Below are 21270 nucleotides of genomic sequence, written 5' to 3'. Positions count from 1 at the left end.
GCGCGCCGCGGCTGCTCGACCCGACTGGCGATCCTGCCGCGCTCAACCACGGGCCCAAGGCGCTGACCGTGCCGGGCGCGTTCGGCGGCTGGATCGCGATCGCCCGCCGCTTCGGCAAGCTGCCGCTGGCGACGCTGCTGGAGCCAGCGATCGGCTATGCCCGCGATGGCCATCCGCTCGACCCGTCGATCGCGATGTTCATCGCGCGGGCGCAGAAGACGCTGGCGCTCTATCCCACCAGCGCGGCGCTGTTCCTGCCGGGCGGGCAGCCGCCCGCGCCGCGATCGATCTTCCGCAATCCCGACCTCGCGCGCACGCTCCAGTCGCTGGCCGATGCCGAGACGCAGGCGCTGAAGGGCGGGGCGGACCGCGACCGGGCGCTGCAGGCGGCCTATGACTATTTCTACACCGGGCCGATCGCGCAGGAATTCGCGCGCTTTTCGACCGAGGTGGGCGGCTGGCTGCGGCTCGACGACCTCAAGGCGTACCAGCCGCGCTGGGCAGAACCTGTCACGACCAACTATCGGGGGCTCGACGTCTATGTGAGCCCGCTGACGTCGCGCACCGGCCTGGAGCTGTGCGAGCAGCTGAACCTGGTCGAGGGTTTCGACCTGTCGGCGCTGCCCGCCGACGGGCCGCAGCTCACCCACCTGCTGATCGAGGCGATCAAGGTGGCGAAGGCGGACGTCTATAAATATGCGGCGGACCCCCGCTTCGCCAAGACGCCGGTCGAGGGGCTGCTGTCCAAGGCCTTCGCGGCGGAGCGGCGCAAGCTGATCGATCCGGCGAAGGCGGGCGTCTATCCCGAGGGCGGCAATGCCGCCGCCGCCAGCGCGATGCTGGAGCGGGCGCGGATGCAGTTCGCCGCGCGGGGCGACGAGCGGACCCAGGGCGGCGATACGACCAGCCTGTCGGCCGTCGATGCGGACGGCAATGCCATCGCCGTCACCACCACCATCGGCGGCGGCTTCGGCACCTTCCTGGTGATGGGCAATACCGGCATCCTGTTCAACAACGGGCTGCGGCTGGGATCGACGGCGCCCTATGACGGCCATCCCAACAAGGTGGCGCCCGGCAAGATCGCGCTGCTGGGCAATGGCCCGACCATCGTGCTCGACAAGGGGCGGCTGAAGCTGGTGTTCGGATCGCCGGGCGGCGAGACGATCGGCCAGACGCAGTTCCAGTTCCTGGTCAACGCCATCGACCGCGGCATGCCGATCCAGGCGGCGATCGAGGCGCCGCGCTTCGCGCTGGATGCCGAGCCCAATTTCTACAAGCCGGGCGCGGCGATCACCGTGCAGGCGGAGGGGCGCTTCGCCGAGCCCGTGCTCGCGGGGCTGGCGGCGATGGGCCACAGGATCGAGAAGGTCGGCCCCTATGCCATCGGCAGCGTGCAGGGGATCATGGTCGATCCCTCGGGCGCTCGCATGGGCGGCGCGGACCCGCGGCGGATGGGGTATGCGGTGGGGTATTAGGGGTCGCGGTAGCGGTTAGCGGAGGTAGATCCATAACCGTCATCCCAGCGAAAGCTGGGATCTCCCTTCTTCTGGCCCAATGCGAGGAAAAGAAAAGTGAGATCCCAGCTTTCGCTGGGATGACGGAGAATGGCCGAAACCCGCCATCTCGCCTTCGTCACCCCAGCCCTAAGGCGGGGTGACGGTTCATCCCACCTCAATCCTTCTGGTCGGCGTAGGCCTTGACGAGGCCGTAGAGGAACTGGCGGCCTTCCATGACGGAGCGGACGCGGAGGCGTTCGTTGAGGCCGTGGACGCCGTTGCCGTCGGGATCGCGGAACAGGCCGGAGACGCCATAGGTCGGGATGCCGGCGGCGTTCAGCGATACCGCGTCGGTGGCGCCGGTCGCGAGATAGGGGACGACGGGGACATTGGGCCAGATCTGCTGCGATACCTTGGTGGCCGGGGCGAGGATTTTGTCCGTCACCGGGGCGGGGTTGGCGGGGCGATAGCCGCGCGAGGCCGTCACCTTGACCTCCGGATCGTCGACCACCTTGACCAGCGTTGCCAGCACCTCCTCCGTCGGGACGCCGGGCATGACGCGGCAGTTGACCGTGGCGGTCGCGCGCTGGGGCAGGGCGTTCGCCGCATGACCGGCGGACAGCAGGGTCGCGACGCAGGTCGTGCGCAGCATCGAATGATGGGCGGGCGACGTGTTGAGCAGGTCGCTCGCCGCCTTGTCCTGCGGGTTGGCGACGATCGCGGTCATCGCCTTGCCCTTCTCGCCGCCGACGACGCTCGCCATCCTGGTGAAATAGGCCTTGTTGGCGTCGATGAACTGGACCGGGAAGTCGTAGCGGCTGAGCCGGTCGAGCGCGCGGGCGAGGCTGTAGATCGCATTGTCCGGGCGCGGGACGGAGGAATGGCCGCCGGGATTGGTGGTTTCCAGCGTGAACTGCATCACCACCTTCTGCGCCGCCTGGAACTGCTGGTCGATGGGATTGCCCTTCTCGTCCAGCTCGCCATAGCCGCCTTCATTGAGGGCGAGGCCGGCATCGACCAGTGCCTTCTGGTTGTCCACCAGCCAGCGCGCGCCGTTAACGAAGCCGCCGCCTTCCTCGCCGCAGGTCAGCGCCATCTTGATCGTGCGCAGCGGCTTGTACTTTTCGGCCTGGAAGCGGAGCAGGTTGTCGACCCAGATGGCGTCCTGCGCCTTCATGTCGGCGACGCCCCGGCCGTAATAATAGCCGTTTTCCTCGATGAAGGCATAGGGATCGCGGGTCCAGTCCGCGCGGCGGGCGTTGACCACGTCGACATGGCCGAGCATCAGCACGGCCTTCAGCTTCGGGTCGCGCCCCGGATAGACCGCGACCAGGATGCCGGCCTTGGGGTCCCCTTCGGGCACGAACAGGTGCAGGTTCTGTTCAGGAAAGCCCGCCGCCTTCATGCGGGCGGCCACCTTCTCCGTGACGGCGGTGCAGCTGCCGGATTCGGCGCTGCTGTCGGTTTCCACCATCTCCTTGAGCAGGGCGCGGAAGGACGCGTCGTCGGGGGCGGTCGCCGCCTGCGAAGGGGTGGCCAGCCCCGCTGCCGCCATCGCCATGATCGACCCCGCCAGCCAGCGCCCGAATGTTCGCATCGCATTCCCCCTGTGTGTGCTGCACCCATGGGGTGAAACGGAGGATTGGGGGGAAATCCACGCCCCATCATTTCCCCTCCCGCCTGCGGGAGGAGAAGAGATGGGTGGGGAGCAGGCACATCCTCCGTTCGTCCTGAGTAGCCATTGAGCTTGTCGAAATGGCGTATCGAAGGACCGATGTCGTGCGCTGCCCCTTCGATACGGGCCTTCGACAAGCTCAGTCCCTACTCAGGGCGAACGGTGGCGGGGAATATCCCGTTCCGGCCGTTAGCGGACCGTCTGAATTTGCCCACCGAGGCGATCCCGTTAGAAATCCATGCTGGCGGAGAAGCGGACCTGGCGGGCGAGGCCGACGTAGAAGATCGAGCCGCCGGTGGACCAGTAGCGCTTGTTGGTGAGGTTGTCGCCGTTGACGCGCAAGGTGAGGGCGCGGTCGCCCTGGAGCCGCAGCCGGTAGTTCATACCCAGGCTGTAGGTGGTGTAGGCCGGCATCCGGAGGCTGTTGGCGGCGTCGGCGTAGCGCAGGCCGGTATAATAGGCCCCCGCGTTGATGCCGAGGTCTGGCAGGGTGGGCAGGCGGTATTCGGCGAATAGCGAAGCCGACCAGCGCGGCGTATTATCCACGCGCCGGCCGTCGAGCGTCGCGTCGCCGGTCTCGTCCTGCGTTGCCTTCAGATACTGGCCGGACAGCGCGACCGAGAGGCTGGGGGTGAGATTGCCCTGGAGCGAGGCCTCCACGCCCTCATGGACGGCGCGGCCGTCCACGACATAGGTGTTGGCGCTGTTGATATAGTCCAGGCCCCGGTCGATGTGGAAATAGGCGACGCTGGCGAGCGCGCCCGCCACTTCGGCGCGGGCGCCCGCTTCGATCTGCTTGCTGAGCACGGGGCGCAGGATGTCGCCTTCGTTGGTGGTGCCGGCGGGCGCGGTGCCGGCGCTTTCCAGCCCCTCGATATAGGTGAAGTAGAGGCTGGACTTCGGGGTCGGCTTGAACACCACGCCGCCGGTCGGGGTCCACGCCTTCATGCGATAGTCGCCGGTGGCGTCGTCGGTGTCGTAGAGGACGCGGCGCACGCCGCCGATCAGCAGCAGCTTTTCGCCGACATGGGCGATGTCGAGCATGTAGAAGCCGGTGTCGATGTTGACGCTGCCCGGCAGGAGGCGGGTGGTGGTGAAGACCAGGTCGTCGAAATCGATGCGGCGCGGGTTATAGAAATTCTGCGCGACGGCGGTGTAGTTGCGCTGGTGCTGGTCCTCCTGCACCTGGCGGTTGCGGGCGACGCCGAACAGCAGCTCATGCTCTATGCCGAAGGTCGGCAGCCTGCCCGCGATCTCGGCGCGGACATATTCGTTCCGATATTCCTGGTCGGGGGTGTAATTGCCCGCGATCCGGCCTGCGCCGGTCTCAAGGCTGTCCTGCCTATTGTCGAAGCTGAAGTCGGCGCGGCTGCGCTGGCGGCGGGACTGGGCGAGGCCGGCCTCCGCGCGCACCGACCAGGTGCCGCCCAGCGCATAGTCGGCGCGGCCGAGCACATTGGTCGACCAGGTGCGATAGGGCGCGTTGTTGGGCGCGTAGCGGCTGTGCGGATTGGGGACATGGTCGAGCAGCTGGAAGGCGGCGAGCGAGATGCCGCCCGGCTCGTCGGTGGCGCGGCGGTAATGCTCGACGTCGAGCTTCAGCGACAGGCGCTCGGTCGCCTGCCAGTCGAACGCGCCGCTGGCGAGATAGCGATAGCCATTTACCCCGTCGATCGGCGTTTCGACATGGGCCGAATAGCCGTTGATGCGGATGCCGAACTGGTCGTTGCCGCCGAACTTGCGGCCGATGTCGAAGCCGGCGCCGATGCTGCCTTCCGCATCGCCATTGGCATAGACATTGGTGACCGGCTGGTCGCCGGCGCGCTTGGTCACGACGTTGACGATGCCCGAGGGCGTGGCGAGGCCGTAATAGAGGGCGGAGACACCCTTCAGCAGCTCGACGCGCTGCTTGTTCTCGATCGGCACGGGGCTGAGGTTCACGATCTGGAGCGCGCCGTTGAGGCGATAGTTGGTGCGCGCGTTCATCAGCACGCCGCGCGACACGAAATTGTTGCTGGTGGTGGGGCTGGTCGCCTGCTGGGTGACGCCGGGCGCGTTGCGCAGCGCATCCTCCAGCCCGGTGGCGCCCTGGGCGTCGAGCAGCGCGCGGGGGATGACGGCGATGCTGGCTGGGGTATCGAGGATCGACTGGTTGCGGAAGGCGCCGACCTGCACGACCTCCGTCCTGAAGGTCGGGCGCTGGCCGGTGACTATGATCTCCTCGTCCAGCCGGCGTTCGACCTGCGCCTCGTCGAGCGGGACACCCGCCTGCGCGTCGCCTGCAGCGGTACCCGCGACGGCGGCGGCCATGATCCAGAAGCCCATATATTCCCCCTTTGAGACGATGTGTCGCGCCTCTAGCGATATTGCGAATATGTCGCAATTGCATTTTCAATACTTTTGCGATAGCGGCCAAATTCCATCGGGTCGCATGCAACGGAGTCCGGGTGACCAAGCGCGTTCTTTTCCAGATCCACTGGTTCCTGGGCATCACCGCCGGCCTGGTGCTGGCGCTGATGGGCGTCACCGGCGCGTCGATGAGCTTCGAGGACGAGATCAACAAGGCGCTGTCGCCGCGGCTTTACGCGCCGGGCGTGCCCACAGGGCCGGACCTGTCGCCCGACCGGCTGATTGCGCGGCTGCAGGCGGACAATCCGGGCTATTATGTGAGCCGGCTCGATTGGGAGACGGCGCGGGTGCGGTCGCACGGCGTGCGCCTGACCGCCGTCGAGGGACGGAGCCGCAGGCAGGGGCAGGTGGACCGCGCCACCGGGCGCTGGCTGGGTGAGCCGGCCGGAGCGGGATTCTTCCAGATGGCGGACGACCTGCATCGCTGGCTCGCGCTGCCGGGCGGGAGCAACGGGATCGGGCGGCAGATCACGGGGATCAGCGCGCTGTCGCTGATCTTCTTCGCGCTGTCGGGCCTTTACCTGCGCTGGCCGCGACGCGCGCTGGATTGGCGCGCCTGGCTGGTGCTGGACCTGCGCAAGACCGGGCGCAACCTGTGGCGCAACCTGCACGTCGTGGTCGGGACGTGGGTGCTGCTGTTCTACCTGCTGAGCGCTTTCACCGGGCTGTGGTGGAGCTATGATTGGTACAGGCGCGGCGTCACCTATGCGCTGACGGGCAAGGCGAGGGGCGAGGAAGGCGCGCGCGCGAAGAAAAGCGGCATCGCGCCTCGTCCGGCGATCGACCCGGCCTGGGCTGCGTTCCGCCGGGAGACGGGCGACAGCTACGCCTGGGTGCGGATCACCCAGCCGGCGCCCGCGCAGCCGATGAAGACGATCAACTTCGAGGCGCGAAGGGGCGATGCGCGGCACCTGCGCCAGACGGACCGGTTCAGCTATGATCCCAAGACCGCGGCGCTGAAGACGCGCGACCTGTACGACCGGCGCCCGCTGGGCAAGATCATCACCCAGAGCATGTTCGAACTGCACCGGGGCGCCTTCTTCGGGCTGCCGGGACGGATCGTGATCCTGATGACGAGCCTCACCATGCCGCTGTTCACGGTGACGGGATTCCTGCTCTATCTGTCGCGGCGTCGGCGCAAGCGGGAGGCGAAGGCGCTGGAAGCCGATGCGCTGCCGGCTGGGGAGGCGGGCGACCTGCTGATCGCCTATGCCAGCCAGACCGGGACGGCCGAAATCCGGGCGCGCAACGCCGCGCAGGCGTTGGGCCGGGGCGGGGTGCGCGCGCGGGTGATCGCGGTGGGCAAGCTGACCCCCGAAATGCTGGCGGCGACGCAGCGCGCGCTGTTCGTGGTCAGCACCTATGGCGATGGCGAGCCGCCCGACATGGCGCGCGGCTTCACCGCCCGAATGATGCACGGTGCCGCGCCGGACCTGCGCCGGCTGCACTATGGCGTGCTGGCGCTGGGCGACCGGGAATATGCGGACTTTTGCGGCTATGGCCGGGCGGTGGACGCCTGGCTGGCGGGCGCCGGGGCGCAGCCGCTGTTCCCGATGGTGGTGATGGGGCATGACGATGCCGAAGCGGAGGCGGCCTGGGCGGCGGCCTTGCACGGACTGGGCGCGGGCGAGGCCATGCGCGGGCAGGCGGCGCTTCCCTTCGAGGAATGGACGTTGGTGGCGCGCGAGGCGCTGAACCCCGACAGCCCAGCGCAGACGGCCTATCATCTGCGGTTCGAGCCGCCGGCGGGCGGCGCGATGGACTGGGCGGCGGGCGACATCGTCGAGGTGCGGCCGCGCAACGCGCCCGAGGATGTCGAGGTGCTGCTGGGCGCGCAGGTTGCGGACGGCGAGCTGATGGAGCGAGCCGCCCTGTCGCGCGAGCAGTTGATGGACGTGATGCTGCCGCCGGACGACGTGCCCCGGCCGCTGCCTGTGCGCGAATATTCGGCGGCGTCGATCCCGGCGGACGGCACGCTGGACCTGGTGGTGCGGCAGGTGCGCCATGCCGACGGGCGGCTGGGCATCGGGTCGGGATGGCTGACCGCGCATCTGCCGGTGGGATCGACCACGAAGCTGCGGGTGCGGCCCAATCCCGGATTCCGGGTGGCGGGCGACGAGTGGGCGCCGATGATCCTGATCGGCAACGGCACGGGCATCGCCGGGCTGCGCGCGCATCTGCGCGCGGCGGCGCATGAGGGAAGCAAAGGCCACTGGCTGCTGTTCGGCGAACGCAGCCGCGCGCATGAGCGCTTCTTCGACGCCGAGCTTTCCGGCTGGCTGGCGGACGGCACGCTGGCGCGGCTCGACCGCTGCTATTCCCGGGATGCCGATTGCGGGCGCTATGTGCAGGATCTGCTGGCGGAGGCGGGCGAGGCGGTGGCCGAATGGATCGACGCGGGCGCGACGATCCTGGTCTGCGGCAGCCTGGAGGGCATGGCGCAGGGCGTCCATGCGGCGCTGGTGCGGGCGCTGGGCGAGGACCGAGTGGATCGACTGGCGGAGGAGGGGCGCTACAAGCGCGACATCTACTGATCCGCGCCGGGGTGCGGCCCGGCGGCGTGCATGATAGGATGCCTCACCTGCGAGCAAGATAGGGGGAGAGCATGCGTTTCCTGAAGAGCCTTGGCCTCAGCATCCTGGCGCTGTGGGGCGCCGCGCCTGCGAACGCCGCCACCACCGCCTTTGTCGGGGCGATGGTGATCGACGGCACGGGGGCCGCGCCCGTCCGCGACGGCGTGGTGGTCGTGACCGACGGCCGGATCGTCGCGGTCGGGCCGCGCAGCACCGTCGCCATCCCCGCCGATGCGGAGCGCGTCGACCTGGCGGGGAAGACCGTCATGCCCGGCATCGTCAACGCCCATGCCCATGTGAACGCCAGCCCGCGATCCGCCGTGCCGGCGCGCCAGCAGCTCGTCGACCAGCTCGCGCTCTATGCGCGTTACGGCGTCACCACCGTCTACAGCCTGGGCGACGACGGGGCGGAGAGCGTGGCGCTGAGCCGCGAGACCCGGGAGCAGTCGCGCGCGGGCACGCTGGACCATGCCCGGCTGTTCGTGTCGGGGCCGGTGCTGAACGCGACCGATCCCGCCGACGGCCGCAAGCGGGTGACCGAGAATGTCGCGCGCGGCGTCGACATCATCAAGGTCCGGCTGGAAGGCCCGCCCGACGCGCCGATCCGCCAGCCCGCCGTCTATGGCGCGATGATCGACCAGACCCATACCGAGGGAAAGCGGATCGCCATCCACATGTTCACCGCGGCGGAGACGAAGGGCGTTGTCGATGCCGGCGTCGACATATTGGCGCACAGCATCCGCGACCGCGACGCCGACGCGGCCCTGATCGCGGCGATCAAAGCGCGCGGCGTCGGCTATATCCCGACGCTGACCCGCGACCTGTCCGTCTTCGTCTATGAAGGCACGCCGGATTTCGTCGCCGATCCCTTCTTTGCGAAGGAAGCCGCCTATCGCGCGCCGCTGGCGGCGCTGAGCACGCCCGAGGCGCAGGCGAAGATGCGCGCCGATCCGGCCGCGCAGGCGATCAAGCCGGCGCTGGCGCAGGCGAAACGCAACCTGAAGCTGCTGTCCGACGCGGGCGTGCCGATCGCCATGGGCACCGACAGTGGCGCGGGTGCGGGGCGCTTCCAGGGCTATTTCGAGCATCTGGAGATGGCGATGATGGCCGAAGCGGGGATGACGCCGATGCAGGTGCTGGTCGCCGCCACGGGCGGCGCGGCGCAGGTGATGCGGATCGACGACCAGCTGGGCACGCTGCGGCCGGGGCGGCGCGCCGACCTGCTGGTGCTGAGCACCAGCCCGCTGGACAATATCCGCCACAGCAAGACGCTGGAGCAGGTCTGGATCGACGGCCGCCGCGTGCATTGAGGAGGGGTCAGAAGTTGAGATAAATTCATATTTACACCATCAAATATTGAATATAGATGGGCCTCGGGAAATCGACCGAGAGGGGCGGAGTTTGTCTTTTGGGGGGCTGCCGCCGCTGGGCCGGGCCGAACGTCGGGCGGTCCATGCGGCGAAGGGATTGCTGCTGGACTGGGACGGGTGCGTGGCCATCGACAACCGGGTGATGCCCGGGGCGAGGAGCCTGATCGCGCGCCATGCCGAGCGCGTCGCGATCATCTCCAACAACTCGACGCATCTGCCGGAGGATTTCGCCGCGATCCTGGCGCAGCACGGCTTGGCGGTTTCGCAGGACCGGATCTTCATGGCCGGGGCCGAGGCGATCCGCCATGTGGCGGAGCAGGGCTATCAGCGAGTGATGCTGCTGTCGGCGTCGCGGATGCGGCGCTTCGCCTGCGGGGCAGGGGTGCCGCTGGTGCGGGACGATCCCGACGTGGTGGTGCTGATGCGCGACGCGCGCTTCACCTATGCCAAGCTGCAGCGGGCCATCAACGCGCTGCGCGACGGGGCGGCGCTGGTCGTCGCCAATGCCGACCGGACCCATCCCGGCGCCGGCGACCGGCTGGTGCCCGAGACCGGGGCGCTGCTGGCCGCGCTGCTTGCCTGCGTGCGGGAGGCGGAGGCAGGCATGGTCGTGATCGGCAAGCCGGGGCCGCTGCTGTTCGAGCGCGCCTGCGCCCGACTGGCCGTCCGCCCGGAGGAGGCGGTGATGATCGGCGACAATCCCGACACGGATGGGGAGGGGGCGCTGGCCTTCGGCATCAGGCCGATCCTGATCGGCGGCGCGTCGCCGCTGCGGTTCGAGCATCTGATCGAGGCCTGATCGCGCGCCCGGCCGGGCGCACGGGTCAGAAGCGCTTCATCGAGAGCACGTCGAACGTCTTCTTGAGCGTGTCGGTCGCCCGGTCGTAATCGGCGAGGGCGAGGCCGGCGATCAGGGCGTCGACGACGCAGAGCTGGGCGATCCGGCTGGTCATCGCCTCCGTTCGGAAGCGCGTTTCGCGTGCCATGGTGAAGAGCACGATGTCGGCGAAGGCCTGGATCGGCGAGCGCGCGAAATTGGTGATGACGATCGTCCTGGCCCCCGCTTCCCGGGCGAGGCGGGTGGCCGCGACCGTCTCATGCGTGGCGCCGCTGTGCGAGATGGTGATGGTCGCGACGCCGGAGTCGCAGCGCGAGGCGCTGATCGCCTGGACATGGCTGTCGGTCACCGCGCGGACGTCGAGGCCGATGCGCAGCATGCGATATTGCGTGTCCTCCGCGATCGGGGCGGAGGAGCCGATGCCGTAGATCTCGATCCGTCGCGCCGCGCGAACCGTCTCCACCGCCTGGGTCAGCGCGTCGGGCTCCAGCACCGAGAGCGTGTCGCGCAGCGCCTGCACGCCCGAATGGAAGACCTTGCGGCAGACCGTGCCCATGTCGTCGGCGCGGTCGAGATCCTCGTGGATGAACTGGACCGGCTGGACGATTTCCTGCGCGAGGCTGAGCTTCATCTGCTGGAAGCCCGACAGGCCGATGCTGCGGCAGAAGTTGATGATGCTGCCTTCGCTGACTTCGGTCGCTTCCGACAGTTCGGTGACGGACATGCCGACGATGTCGGCCGGCCGTTCGAGGATGAACTGCGCGATTCGCTGCGCGCTCTTTGCCATGCCCGGCTGGGCCGCGCGGATCCGGCCCAGGGCATTTTCGACCGGCCGGTTGTCGGTGGAGGCGGCGCGGCCCCGGGGCGTTCTTGCGGCGGTCGTCACGGGCGAGTCCTCTTTGCTGGGCATGGCCATCATGCACGCTCAACCCTCGGAGGGCCAGGCATGAGTTTTCCTCATTTCTGTTCGTGCCGGAAAAGCGGCGGTTTCCGGGAGGAGAGGACTGATATTTCTCATTTCATAATGCATGTATCTTATTACTCAGGCAAATAAAAATGAGTTTTTTTCATTCTACTGTCATATCGACTCATTAGAGGAGCCCTCACCGGCATCGACCGCTCCGCCCGCCGCCCCTTCTTCGGGGAAGCGCGTGGCGGCGCGGTTCGCGCCGCAAGAAACTCTTTCATTCGGGGGAAACGCGGTGAAAATACGCTCTTATCGTCCTGTCGCGCGCCTGTTCGGGGCGCTGATGGCCGGGTCCATGCTGGCCGCAGCGCCGGCATGGGCAACCGAGACCGCCGAGGCGCAAGCCGCCCCCGCATCCGACCCTGCCGAGCAGCAGATCATCGTCACGGGCCAGGCGGTCAAGGCCACCAAGACCGCCGAGGAAGCCGTCGCGTTCGGCAATTACGTCCAGATCGTTTCCGCCGCCGACATCGCGGCGAGCGGCGCGAGCAACTTCGCCGAGCTGGCTCAGTTCCTGATCAAGGGCGCCAATGTCGGCTACTCGCCGGACGAGGGCGAATATACCATCCGCCTGGACGGCGGCGGCGACCGCGACACGCTGGTCGTGCTGGACAATGTGCCGCTCTACGACCGTGGCCCGGCGCTGGAGGAGATCTGGAGCACCACCACGATCGACCCGCACATGATCGAGCGTGTCGAGGTGTTCCGCGGCGGCAACAGCCTGTTCTTCGGGTCCAATGGCGGCATCGGCGTGGTGAGCATCGTCACCAAGCGGCCGACCGGCGAGAACAAGGTGGAGCTGGGCGCGAGCTACGGATCGTTCAACTCGCGCGAGATCTGGGGCAATGCCCAGGCGCGGCTGGACGCCGACGGCAAGCTGGGCGTCATGGTCTATGGCAGTTCCCAGAACACCGACGGGCCGCGCATCTTCAACCCCGACGACTTCGTCGACAATGTGAAGGCGGCCGGCGGCGTGCAGAAATATCCGCTGAACCGCAACAATGTCGGCATCAAGTTCCTCTACAAACCGGACGATGCGACCGAACTGCGGCTGAACGGGCAATATACCCAGATCGAGTTCTTCGACGCCTTCCCGGACAACGAGACCTATTCGCCCAACCGCGTGCGCTACCCGATCGTCGACGCCAGCCTGACGCATCGCTGGTCCGAGAAGCTGCTGACCGAGTTCGGCGCCTACTGGACCAATCCCAAGCTGAACAACACCGAGACCTTCGCCGAGATCTGCCGCGTCGCGACGGGCTGCATCAATCCCGACACCAAGGCGACGATCCCCTTCGGCCATGCGACCGGCCATTCCATCCCCTACCCCAACAAGGGCTTCGGCAAGGACTCCAAGGTCGGCGCCTTCATGGAATATGGCATCAACTTCCGCAACACGCTGACCCTGCCGAACATCGGCGAGGCGGTGTTCGGCGTGCAGCGCGTGTCGTATCGCAACGACTCCGACCCGGTGTTCAACATCAGCCAGGCCTGGACGCATACCACCGGCCTCTATCTGGACCTGCGGCCGACGCTGCCGTTCAGCCCCACCACCAACATCAGCCTGGCAGGCCGCGTCGATTTCAGCCAGGCGTTCGACCACAAGTTCATCTGGAAGTTCGGCGTGCGCCAGCCGATCGGCGACTTCTACCTGCGCGGCAATGGCGGCACATCCTACAGCCTGCCCAAGACCAACGAACTGTTCGCGGTCAGCCCGACCCTGGTCGGCAATCCCGACCTGAAGACGGAGACGACCAAGACCTTCAACGGCGCCGGCGGTTTCGCGCGGAGCTGGGGCGACGTCAGCTTCAGCGGCGAGGTCGGCGCCTTCTACACCGACATCTCGAACCGCATCCAGACCACGTCGGGCCTGACGCCGAACACCTATTTCAACAACACCGCCGTCACCCAGATCCGCGGCCTGACCGCCGACCTCAACCTCAACATCGGCAGCATCTGGTCCTTCAACCTGGGCTTCACCAAGCAGAAGGCGCATCTCAAGGGATCCGACCTGCAGATCAACGAGACGCCCGAATATATGATCCAGGGGACGCTGGCGTGGAACTCGCCGGACAAGCGCTTCCACGTCAACCTGTTCCCCCGCTACCAGGGGCCGGAATATGCGACCGGCGGCCTCAACAACCGCCTGCGGCACAATTTCGGCAATTATTTCGTGCTGAACGGGTCGATCGGCTTCTGGGCGGGCGACGAGCAGCAGCATCGCTTCCAGCTTCGCCTGGTCAACATCCTGGATGAGAAATATGCGGAGCGCTACGGCTTCGGCAACCAGCGCTACAGCGTGGCGGCGGTGCGCGGCGAGCTGCTGCCGACGGACCCGAACTATTATTATGGCTATCCCTTCGAGGGGAAGCCGCGCAGCGTCTACTTCTCCTACACGACCACCTTCTGAGCCAGCCGCCGAGGCCGGAGCGGCGTGTCGTCGCGCCGGCCTCTTCGCTCCGAGGATCGACGCCCCTTGTCCACCGGTCGCCTTCGCGGGACGCTTTCATCCCCCTGTCACGCCGGGCGTGCATGCGCCCGGCGTGCGCTGCGCTGCGGCGCGACAACGGGGAGACAATCCATGCACGGAAGGGTGATGGCCGCGATCCTGGCGGCGCTGGCGCTGGCCGGCTGTTCGCAACCGTCGACAGCGGGGAAGGGGGCGCCGCTGCACGTGCTGTTGATCCCCGCCGACGGAGGCACCGAAAGCGGGACGCTGGCGGATTACCGCCCGATCTTCGCCGCGGTGGGCAAGAGCGCCGGGATCGATTTCGACCTCAAGGTTGCGCAATCCTATGGTGCGGTCGTCGAGGCGATGTGCAACGGCACCGCCGACATCGCCTTCGTCGGCCCGGTGACCTATCTCCAGGCGAGCCAGCGCGGCTGCGCCGACCTGCTCGCCGTAGCGGTGAAGAAGGGCCAGTCGGTCTATTATGCCGGGTTGTTTGCGCGGAAGGATTCGCCGATCCGGTCGATCGCCGACCTGCGCGGCAAAAGCGTGGCCTTCGGCGACGTCAATTCGACCTCCTCCTTCGTCTTTCCCGTCACCATGCTGATCGGCGCGCATATCGACCCGGTGAAGGACCTGGGCGCGCTGCGGCTGACGGGGAGCCATGCCAACAGCCTGGCTGCGCTGATCGGGAAGCGGGTGGATGCCGCCGCGCTGTCCTTCGATTCCTACGACAAGGCGGTGCGCGAGCATGTGCCGGGCGCGACCGAGGTGAAGGTGATCGCCCGCAGCGAGGCCATTCCCTATCCGCCGATCGTCATGGCCAGCCGCCTGCCGGCCGAACTGAAGCAGCGGCTGCGCGACGGGTTCGAGGGCGTCGCCAAGGCGCCGGGCGTCACGCCGGAGATGATCCGCGGCTATGGCGGCGCGCAGGTGGACGGCTATGACGCCCATTTCCCCGCCGCCCGCTTCGATGCCGCCGCGAGGAAGATGGCGCTGCTGAGCGACGATCTCAAAGGCGAGATCCTCAAGAAGTCGGCCGAGCGCTGAAGGGGGAGGGGCCATGGAAATCCGGTTCGAGCAGCTTTCCAGAACCTGGCCCGACGGGACGCGGGCGCTGGACGGCATAGAGCTGACGATCGCGGCCGGCACTTTCTGCGTGCTGCTGGGCCATTCGGGCGCCGGGAAATCGACGCTGCTGCGCTGCGTCAACGGGCTGGAAAGCCCTACCGCCGGCGCGGTGCTGGTCAACGGGCTGCGGGTGGACCGCCGGTCGCTGCCGCTGCTGCGCAAGCGGATCGCCATGGTGCACCAGCATTTCGGACTGGTGGCGCGGGGAAGCGGAGCGGCCAATGTCATGGCGGGCGCGGTATCGGCGCTGCCGCTCTGGCGCGTGCTGACCGGTCTTTACCCCGAGCCCCTGAAGCGCAAGGCCTGCGCGCTGATGGAGGCGGTCGGGCTGGAGGAAGCGCATCTGCGGCGGCGGGCCGAGCAGCTTTCGGGCGGGCAGCAGCAGCGGCTGGGGCTGGCGCGCGCCTTCATGCTGGACCCGGCGATCATCCTGGCCGACGAGCCGGTCGCGAGCCTGGACCCGGGCACCGGGCGGGAGGCGATGGCGCTGCTGCGTCGGCAGGCGCGCGAGCGCGGCGCGACCGTATTGTGCAGCCTGCACCAGCTGGACCTGGCGCGCGCCTTCGCCGACCGGATCGTGGCGCTGCACCGGGGGCGCGTGATCTTTGACGGCAGGCCAGAGGCGCTGCGCGAGCGCGACCTGGCGGTGATCTACGCCAAGGGCGAGGGCGCTCCGGCCGGCGCGACGGTCGGCCTGCGGGAGGCGGTATGAGCGCGGGCGCGATGAGCGGGGGCAGCGCCGGCTGGACCTTCCCACGCCCCTTCGGCACCCGCACGGTTCTGGCGGTGATCGCGGCGCTGGCGCTGCTGTTCTACAGCGGTCAGCGGGTCGAGGTCGGCCGCATGCTTCGCGAGACCGGCACGGCGCTGCTGGCGAAGGCCGGGCTTGCCGAGGAGCCGCCTGCGTCGCAGGGGCTGGCGCGGGTGATCGGACGGCTCGTGCCGCTGGAACTGTCGGACCGGCAGGATGTGGCGCGCATCGAGGGATTCGATCCCGCCCGCCTGCCGCCGTTCGCCCATCTGGAGACGGTGCAGACGACCGAGCAGGCGTTGAACCCCGCGACGCTGGAGCTGGAGGCGCGGCCGGTGCGCCATGTCTATCTGGTGCGACCGCTGGGCTATGCCGAGCATGTTCTCGTCAAGGTGCTGGAAACGCTGGAGATTGCCTTCTGGGGCACGCTGATCGCGGTGCTGCTGGGCCTGCCGCTGGCGCTGGCGAGCGCGCCCAACACCATGCCGGCCTGGCCGGTGCGCTGGGTCGCCCGGGCGGTGGTCGGCATGCTGCGCGCGGTGCCGGAGCTGATCAGCGCGCTGTTCCTGGTCATCGCCTATGGCTTCGGCCCGATCGCCGGCTTCCTGGCGCTCGGGCTGCACGGCGCGGGGGTGCTCGGCCGCTTCTTCACCGACGATATCGAGAATGCCGACCGCAGGCCGCAGGAGGCGCTCGCCGCCGTGGGGGCGAGCAGGCTCGCCATCTGGCGGCTCGCCATCCTGCCGCAGGTGATGCCGCACCATATCGGCAGCACGCTCTACATCCTCGACCGCAACGTCCGCATGGCGACCGTCGTCGGCCTGGTCGGCGCGGGCGGCATCGGCCAGGAACTGAAGGGCCGGTACGACATGTACGATTACGGCCATGTCGGCACGATCCTGATTGCCATCTTCATCGTCGTGCTGCTGCTCGACCAGGCCTCCGGCCGGCTGCGGCGGCGCTTCCTATGACCTTGCCTCGCACTCTCGCAGGAGAATGACATCATGGTGACGAACAACAGGCGTGATTTCCTGAAGGCCGTGGGCGCGATCAGCGCCGCCGCAGCCGTGCCGGCCAGCATCGGCCGGGCGCTCGCCATCCCGGCGCGGCGCGTCACCGGCACGATCAGGGATGTGAAGCACATCGTCATCCTGATGCAGGAGAACCGCAGCTTCGACCATTATTTCGGTACGATGAAGGGCGTGCGCGGCTTCGGCGACCGGCATACGGTGCCGCTGCCCGGCGGCCGCAGCGTGTGGGAGCAGTCGAACGGCGCGCGCGTCCTGCCACCCTTCCACCTCGATACCGGGAAAACCAACGCGATGAAGGTGCCGGGCACCCCGCACAGCTTCGCCGACTCGCAGGCGGCCTGGAACCAGGGCAGCTTCGGCCTGTGGCCCAAGTTCAAGACCGACTATTCCATGGGCTACTACCGGCGTGCCGACATCCCGTTCCAGTTCGCGCTGGCCGAGAATTTCACGATCTGCGACGCCTATCACTGTTCGATCACGACCGGCACCGATCCCAATCGCATCGTCTTCTGGTCGGGGTCCAATTTCGACCCCAGCGAGCAGGCGGCGGGCCGCAACTGCCGCGAGGACAAGTCGGAGCCCAACAACCTGCGCTCCTGGATCAAGGGCGCGCTCCCCGAGCCGGGCTATAGCTATGCCGGCAACGACCTGGAGTGGGAGACCATCCCTGAGGTGCTGGAGAAGAACGGCATCGACTGGCGCATCTATCAGGACCCGAACGACAACTGGACCGGGGCGATGCATGGCGGCCTGGCCTTCAAGGGATTCCGGCACTGCAAGCCGGGGTCGGCGCTGTACGAGCGGGGCATGCGGCACTGGTCGCTGGAGCGGCTGGAGCAGGACGTCAAGGACGGGACGCTGCCCGCCGTGTCCTGGGTGCTGCCGCCGATGCAGTGGTCCGAGCATCCCTCCGCCTCCACCCCGATCGAGGGCGCGGAGTTCACCGCGCGGGTGCTGGACGCGCTGACCGCCAATCCGGAGGTCTGGGCGAGCACGGTCTTCTTCCAGACCTTCGACGAGAATGACGGCCAGTTCGACCATCTGCCGCCGCCCGCGCCGCCATCCTTCAACAAGGACGGCACGATGGCGGGCAAGGCGAGCTTCGACCTGGCCGGCGAATATTTCGACGACCACGAGGACAAATACACCTCGCGCGACGACAGCGTGACCGGCACCACGCGTGCCTGGGGGCTGGGGCCGCGCGTGCCCATGTATGTCGTGTCGCCCTGGAGCAAGGGCGGCTGGGTCAATTCGCAGACCTTCGACCACACATCGGTCGGCCAGTTCATCGAGAAGCGCTTCGGCATCACCGTCCCGGCGATCAGCCCCTGGCATCGGGCGATGTGCGGTGACCTCACCTCCTGCTTCGACTTCGGCATGGAGGGGGACCGGGCCTTCCCGCCGCTGCCCGACGCGACAGGCTCGAAGGCGGCGCTGGCGCAGCATCTCCAGCGGCCCAAGATCCTGCCGCCGCGCGCGCCGGAGGGCCTGTTCCAGGAACAGGGGCTGCGCCATGCGCGGGCGCTGCCCTATGTCCTGCACGTCGACGCGCAGGGCGACGGCAACCGGGTTTCGCTGCGCTTCGTCAACGAGGGCACGGCGGGCGCGACCTTCCATGTCTATGACCGGCGCCATCTCGACCGGCTGCCGCGCCGCTATGCGGTGGAGGCGGGCAAGAGCCTGGACGACCAGTGGACGGTCGATGCCGACGGCGGGTTCGACCTGTATGTGCTGGGGCCGAACGGCTTCATGCGCGCCTTCACGGGGGCCGCGGGCGTGGCGATGCCGGCTCTGACGGCGCGCTATGACGCCAAGGCGGCGGCGCTGGACCTCAGCTTTCGCAATCCGGCGGCGGCGCCGGTCGAGCTGGCGCTGGGCAACGACCTCTATGGCGTGAATTCGGTCCGGACCGTTGCGCTGGCGGCGGGGGCGAGCGCCACGGCGCGCTGGTCGGCGCGGGAGAGCAGCGGCTGGTACGACTTCGCCATTACCGGCAAGGGATGCACGATGCGGCTCGCCGGCAGGATCGAGGACGGCAAGCCGGGGGTCAGCGACCCGCTGATGCACGTGTCGTGATGCATCGGGGCTGACGGGGAGTTCCTTCCCCTTCGGGCGACGCGGCATCGCTGTCGCCCGAAGGGGAAGAGGCCTCAGCGGGTCGGGGCAGCCGGCTCCAGCACGATCAGCGACACGCCCTGGCGCGGCAGGCGGAAGTCGATCGACGCGCCCCTGCCGCCGGCCTGCACCGCCGGGGCGGGGCCGTCGACCGTGGTGAGCTTCGCCGCTTCGAGCAGGGTGGCGCGCTGGGCGTCGCTCGGCGCGATCGGGGAGCCCATCTTGAGCCAGGCGGCATAGCTGTTCGAATGATCGCGATCGACGCGGTAGTGCGTCATCGTCGCGCCCTTGCGCAGCGCGGCGGGCAGGCCGGCGAGGCTGATCCGCACGGCGGCGTCCGGGCCGGCGAGATCGTCGTCATGATAGTGCCAGACGAGGATCGCAACCTTGTTCTCGTCGACCGTGGCGAGGGTGCCGACGTCCGCATCGCCGCGCACGCCGCTGGCCATCACCTGGTCGAGCGGCAGCTGGCGGTCGGAGGTGGCGGCGACATACTGGCCGTCCATCTTCGCGAACATCTTGAAGATGTTCATCACCGGCAGGTCGATGCCGGCGGAGGTCAGCTGGCGGAAGCCGGCGAAATAGGGCTGGTCCTCGAACTCGAAGGCCCAGCTCAGCACGCCTTCCAGATTGACCCCGCGCCGGGTGGCGAGCGCCTGGAGCCGGGGGAAGGAGGCGGCGGTGTAGCTGGAATACATCGTCCCGTTGCGATAGGCGTTGGCAGGTCCCTGGCAGGCGGCGCAGCCTTCGGGATCGGATTCGCCGATGACGATCGGGGTGTTGCGGAAGGTCGCGTCCTTCTGGACCTGGGCGAATTCATGATCCGCGACCTGCAGATGGGTGGAGAGGCCCATCCGCACATGGCCCTTGCCATTGCCGTCGTCGATGAAGCTGGGCGTGCCCTTCGCGTGAAAGGACAGGAAGTCCGTGGGCGTCCCGGCCTGCTTCACATGGTTCATGAAATCGGTGAGATAGGTGTCGCGCATCCCCGCAATGTCCGGCCCGCCGACCCGCGCGGTCGGCAGCGCCCTGCGGACGCCGCGCACCGCCGCGTCATGCAGGCGGAAGAAGTCGGCCTGATTGCCGCCCCAGTAATATTTCTCGAGATTGGCCTCGTTCCAGGTCTCGAAATACCAGCTTTCGACCTCCTGCTTGCCATAGCGTTCGACGCAGTGGCGCACCCACTGGTAGATCAACTCTTCCCATTTCGCATAATCCTTGGGCGGATAGGCCCAGCCGGTGCGGATGTCGCCGCTGCCGGGGCGGAAATTGTGCTGATAGGGCTGGGGCCTGGTCGACATCGCTTCGGGCATGAAGCCGATCTCGACATAGGGCTTCACATGCCGTTCGCGGTAGGTGTCGAAGATATGGTCGACGATGGTGAAATTATAGACCGGCCGCCCCTGCGCATCCTCGGTATAGATGTTGGTTGAGCCCCATTTGAGCGCCGGGGTGCCGTCGCCCGAGGTCAGGAGATTGTGCGCGCGGAAATAGACGCGGTCGGGAGAGAGGCTGCCCAAGGTCGCGAGCGTCGTTCGCCCGTCCTTCATCGTCGCATAATTGGGCTCGTCGGCGCCGAAGAAGCGCCAGACCGGCTTGACCGGCCCTTCCGTCTTCGCCGCATCGACCGAGATGGCGACGGGGAAGCTTGCTTCCTGCGCTGCCGCGCCCGAGGCCAGAGAGGCGGCGGCGGCAAGGCCGGCGAGGACGGATTTCAGCATCATTCTCTCCCTGGATAGTAAGCGCCCGGCCGGCGGACCGGCCGGGCGACGGCATCACGCCTTGCGCAAGGGTTCCACGACGGAGGATATGTCGCGATCGCCGAAGCCCGCCGCTTCGGCCTGCTGGAAACGGGCGCGGGCTGCGGCGGCCAGCCCGGAGTCGATCCCGACCGAGGCGAGCAGCGCGCCGGCATAGCCCAGATCCTTCGCCATCAGCGGGACGAGGAAATTGGGATCGTAATTCTGCGCCAGCATCCGGTCCGCCATCAGCCCGACCATGGGGCTGCCCGGCGCGCCGTTGCGCAGGACATTGACCGCCTGCTCGCGATCCAGCCCCTTGGCCTCGATCAGTGCCAGCGCCTCGGCGAAGGAGGCGACCTGGATGCCAGCCATGAAGTTGTTGGCGAGCTTCATCACCGCGCCGCTGCCTGCGGGGCCGAGATGGATCACGCCATTGCCCATCGCGTCGAGCACCGGGCGGGCGAGTTCCAGGCTTTCCCCGTCGCTGCCGACGAAGAAGCGCAGCGTGCCGCTTTCGGCCTGGACCTTGCTGCCGGTCACGGGCGCCTCGACGAAATGGACGCCGGCCGCCTTCATCTCCGCCGCCAGCGTCTCGATCCAGTCGGGATCGAGCGTGCTGCTGTCGATCGCGACGGAGCCGGGCGCCATCGCCGCGAGCGCGCCCTGCGGCCCGAGCCAGGCGTTGCGCGAGGCGTCATTGTCCGCGACCATCGCCACGACGAA

Annotated in this window: 14 protein-coding genes; 9 read left to right on the top strand and 5 right to left on the bottom strand. The window is 68.0% G+C overall.

The features are described 5' to 3' along the window. Positions 1-1475 (top strand): gamma-glutamyltransferase family protein (locus tag M529_RS26350; protein WP_021316275.1); only part of this gene is annotated, 1475 nt, incomplete at its 5' end. Positions 1476-1671: 196 nt separating this feature from the next. On the opposite strand, the gene M529_RS26345 is transcribed toward M529_RS26350, so the two are convergent. After that, positions 1672-3093 carry a M20/M25/M40 family metallo-hydrolase gene (locus tag M529_RS26345; protein ID WP_021316274.1) on the bottom strand — a complete coding sequence of 474 codons (1422 nt, stop codon included), beginning with the start codon at positions 3091-3093 and terminating at the stop codon, positions 1672-1674. Between the two features lie 306 nt (positions 3094-3399). Continuing rightward, positions 3400-5496, bottom strand: a complete 2097-nt coding sequence (locus M529_RS26340) for a TonB-dependent receptor (RefSeq protein ID WP_021316273.1) — start codon at positions 5494-5496, stop codon at positions 3400-3402. Between the two features lie 122 nt (positions 5497-5618). Between M529_RS26340 and M529_RS26335 the strand changes: the two genes are divergently transcribed. The 3 genes from M529_RS26335 (at position 5619) to M529_RS26325 (ending at position 10322) form a co-directional block, all read left to right on the top strand. Next, positions 5619-8114, top strand: a complete 2496-nt coding sequence (locus tag M529_RS26335) for a PepSY domain-containing protein (RefSeq protein ID WP_021316272.1) — start codon at positions 5619-5621, stop codon at positions 8112-8114. A gap of 71 nt (positions 8115-8185) precedes the next feature. Then, positions 8186-9463 (top strand): amidohydrolase family protein, encoded by a 1278-nt coding sequence (locus M529_RS26330; protein ID WP_021316271.1) that lies wholly within the window; start codon positions 8186-8188, stop codon positions 9461-9463. A gap of 91 nt (positions 9464-9554) precedes the next feature. Further along, complete coding sequence (locus M529_RS26325; RefSeq protein WP_021316270.1) at positions 9555-10322, top strand: HAD-IIA family hydrolase; 768 nt, start codon at positions 9555-9557, stop codon at positions 10320-10322. A gap of 25 nt (positions 10323-10347) precedes the next feature. On the opposite strand, the gene M529_RS26320 is transcribed toward M529_RS26325, so the two are convergent. Next, positions 10348-11271, bottom strand: a complete 924-nt coding sequence (locus M529_RS26320; RefSeq protein WP_021316269.1) for a MurR/RpiR family transcriptional regulator — start codon at positions 11269-11271, stop codon at positions 10348-10350. A gap of 292 nt (positions 11272-11563) precedes the next feature. Here M529_RS26320 and M529_RS26315 point away from each other — a divergent pair, with 292 nt between their 5' ends. The 5 genes from M529_RS26315 to M529_RS26295 all read left to right on the top strand — a co-directional run bounded on the left by M529_RS26315 (position 11564) and on the right by M529_RS26295 (position 18766). Then, a complete protein-coding gene (locus M529_RS26315) occupies positions 11564-13738 on the top strand; it encodes a TonB-dependent receptor plug domain-containing protein (RefSeq protein ID WP_021316268.1) in 2175 nt (724 codons plus the stop codon). A 171-nt stretch (positions 13739-13909) separates the two neighbouring features. Next, a complete protein-coding gene (locus tag M529_RS26310; RefSeq protein ID WP_031294081.1) occupies positions 13910-14827 on the top strand; it encodes a phosphate/phosphite/phosphonate ABC transporter substrate-binding protein in 918 nt (305 codons plus the stop codon). 13 nt (positions 14828-14840) lie between these two features. Next, complete coding sequence (locus M529_RS26305; RefSeq protein ID WP_021316266.1) at positions 14841-15620, top strand: phosphonate ABC transporter ATP-binding protein; 780 nt, start codon at positions 14841-14843, stop codon at positions 15618-15620. Further along, positions 15617-16630, top strand: coding sequence for a phosphonate ABC transporter, permease protein PhnE (gene phnE / locus M529_RS26300; RefSeq protein WP_021316265.1), 1014 nt, complete (start codon positions 15617-15619; stop codon positions 16628-16630). The genes M529_RS26305 and phnE overlap by 4 nt, the downstream gene beginning before the upstream one ends. Before the next feature lie 33 nt (positions 16631-16663). Next, a complete protein-coding gene (locus M529_RS26295; RefSeq protein WP_021316264.1) occupies positions 16664-18766 on the top strand; it encodes a phosphocholine-specific phospholipase C in 2103 nt (700 codons plus the stop codon). A gap of 74 nt (positions 18767-18840) precedes the next feature. On the opposite strand, the gene M529_RS26290 is transcribed toward M529_RS26295, so the two are convergent. Beyond that, a complete protein-coding gene (locus M529_RS26290) occupies positions 18841-20529 on the bottom strand; it encodes a GH39 family glycosyl hydrolase (RefSeq protein ID WP_021316263.1) in 1689 nt (562 codons plus the stop codon). A gap of 51 nt (positions 20530-20580) precedes the next feature. Then, positions 20581-21270: NAD(P)-dependent oxidoreductase (locus M529_RS26285; protein WP_021316262.1), on the bottom strand; the 690-nt coding region annotated here is incomplete at its 5' end.

Origin of the sequence: Sphingobium ummariense RL-3, assembly GCF_000447205.1 — a bacterium.
Classification (GTDB): domain Bacteria; phylum Pseudomonadota; class Alphaproteobacteria; order Sphingomonadales; family Sphingomonadaceae; genus Sphingobium; species Sphingobium ummariense.
Note: the sequence above shows the minus strand (reverse complement) of the source record. Positions and strands in the feature narration are given on the sequence as shown.

Bases quoted from the DNA above. Each gene is read 5' to 3' on its own strand.
- phnE (WP_021316265.1), top strand. From the start codon at position 15,617: ATGAGCGCGGGCGCGATGAGCGGGGGCAGCGCCGGCTGGACCTTCCCA.
- M529_RS26290 (WP_021316263.1), bottom strand. From the start codon at position 20,529: ATGATGCTGAAATCCGTCCTCGCCGGCCTTGCCGCCGCCGCCTCTCTG.
- M529_RS26305 (WP_021316266.1), top strand. From the start codon at position 14,841: ATGGAAATCCGGTTCGAGCAGCTTTCCAGAACCTGGCCCGACGGGACG.
- M529_RS26345 (WP_021316274.1), bottom strand. From the start codon at position 3,093: ATGCGAACATTCGGGCGCTGGCTGGCGGGGTCGATCATGGCGATGGCG.
- M529_RS26295 (WP_021316264.1), top strand. From the start codon at position 16,664: ATGGTGACGAACAACAGGCGTGATTTCCTGAAGGCCGTGGGCGCGATC.
- M529_RS26340 (WP_021316273.1), bottom strand. From the start codon at position 5,496: ATGGGCTTCTGGATCATGGCCGCCGCCGTCGCGGGTACCGCTGCAGGC.
- M529_RS26320 (WP_021316269.1), bottom strand. From the start codon at position 11,271: ATGCCCAGCAAAGAGGACTCGCCCGTGACGACCGCCGCAAGAACGCCC.
- M529_RS26310 (WP_031294081.1), top strand. From the start codon at position 13,910: ATGCACGGAAGGGTGATGGCCGCGATCCTGGCGGCGCTGGCGCTGGCC.
- M529_RS26330 (WP_021316271.1), top strand. From the start codon at position 8,186: ATGCGTTTCCTGAAGAGCCTTGGCCTCAGCATCCTGGCGCTGTGGGGC.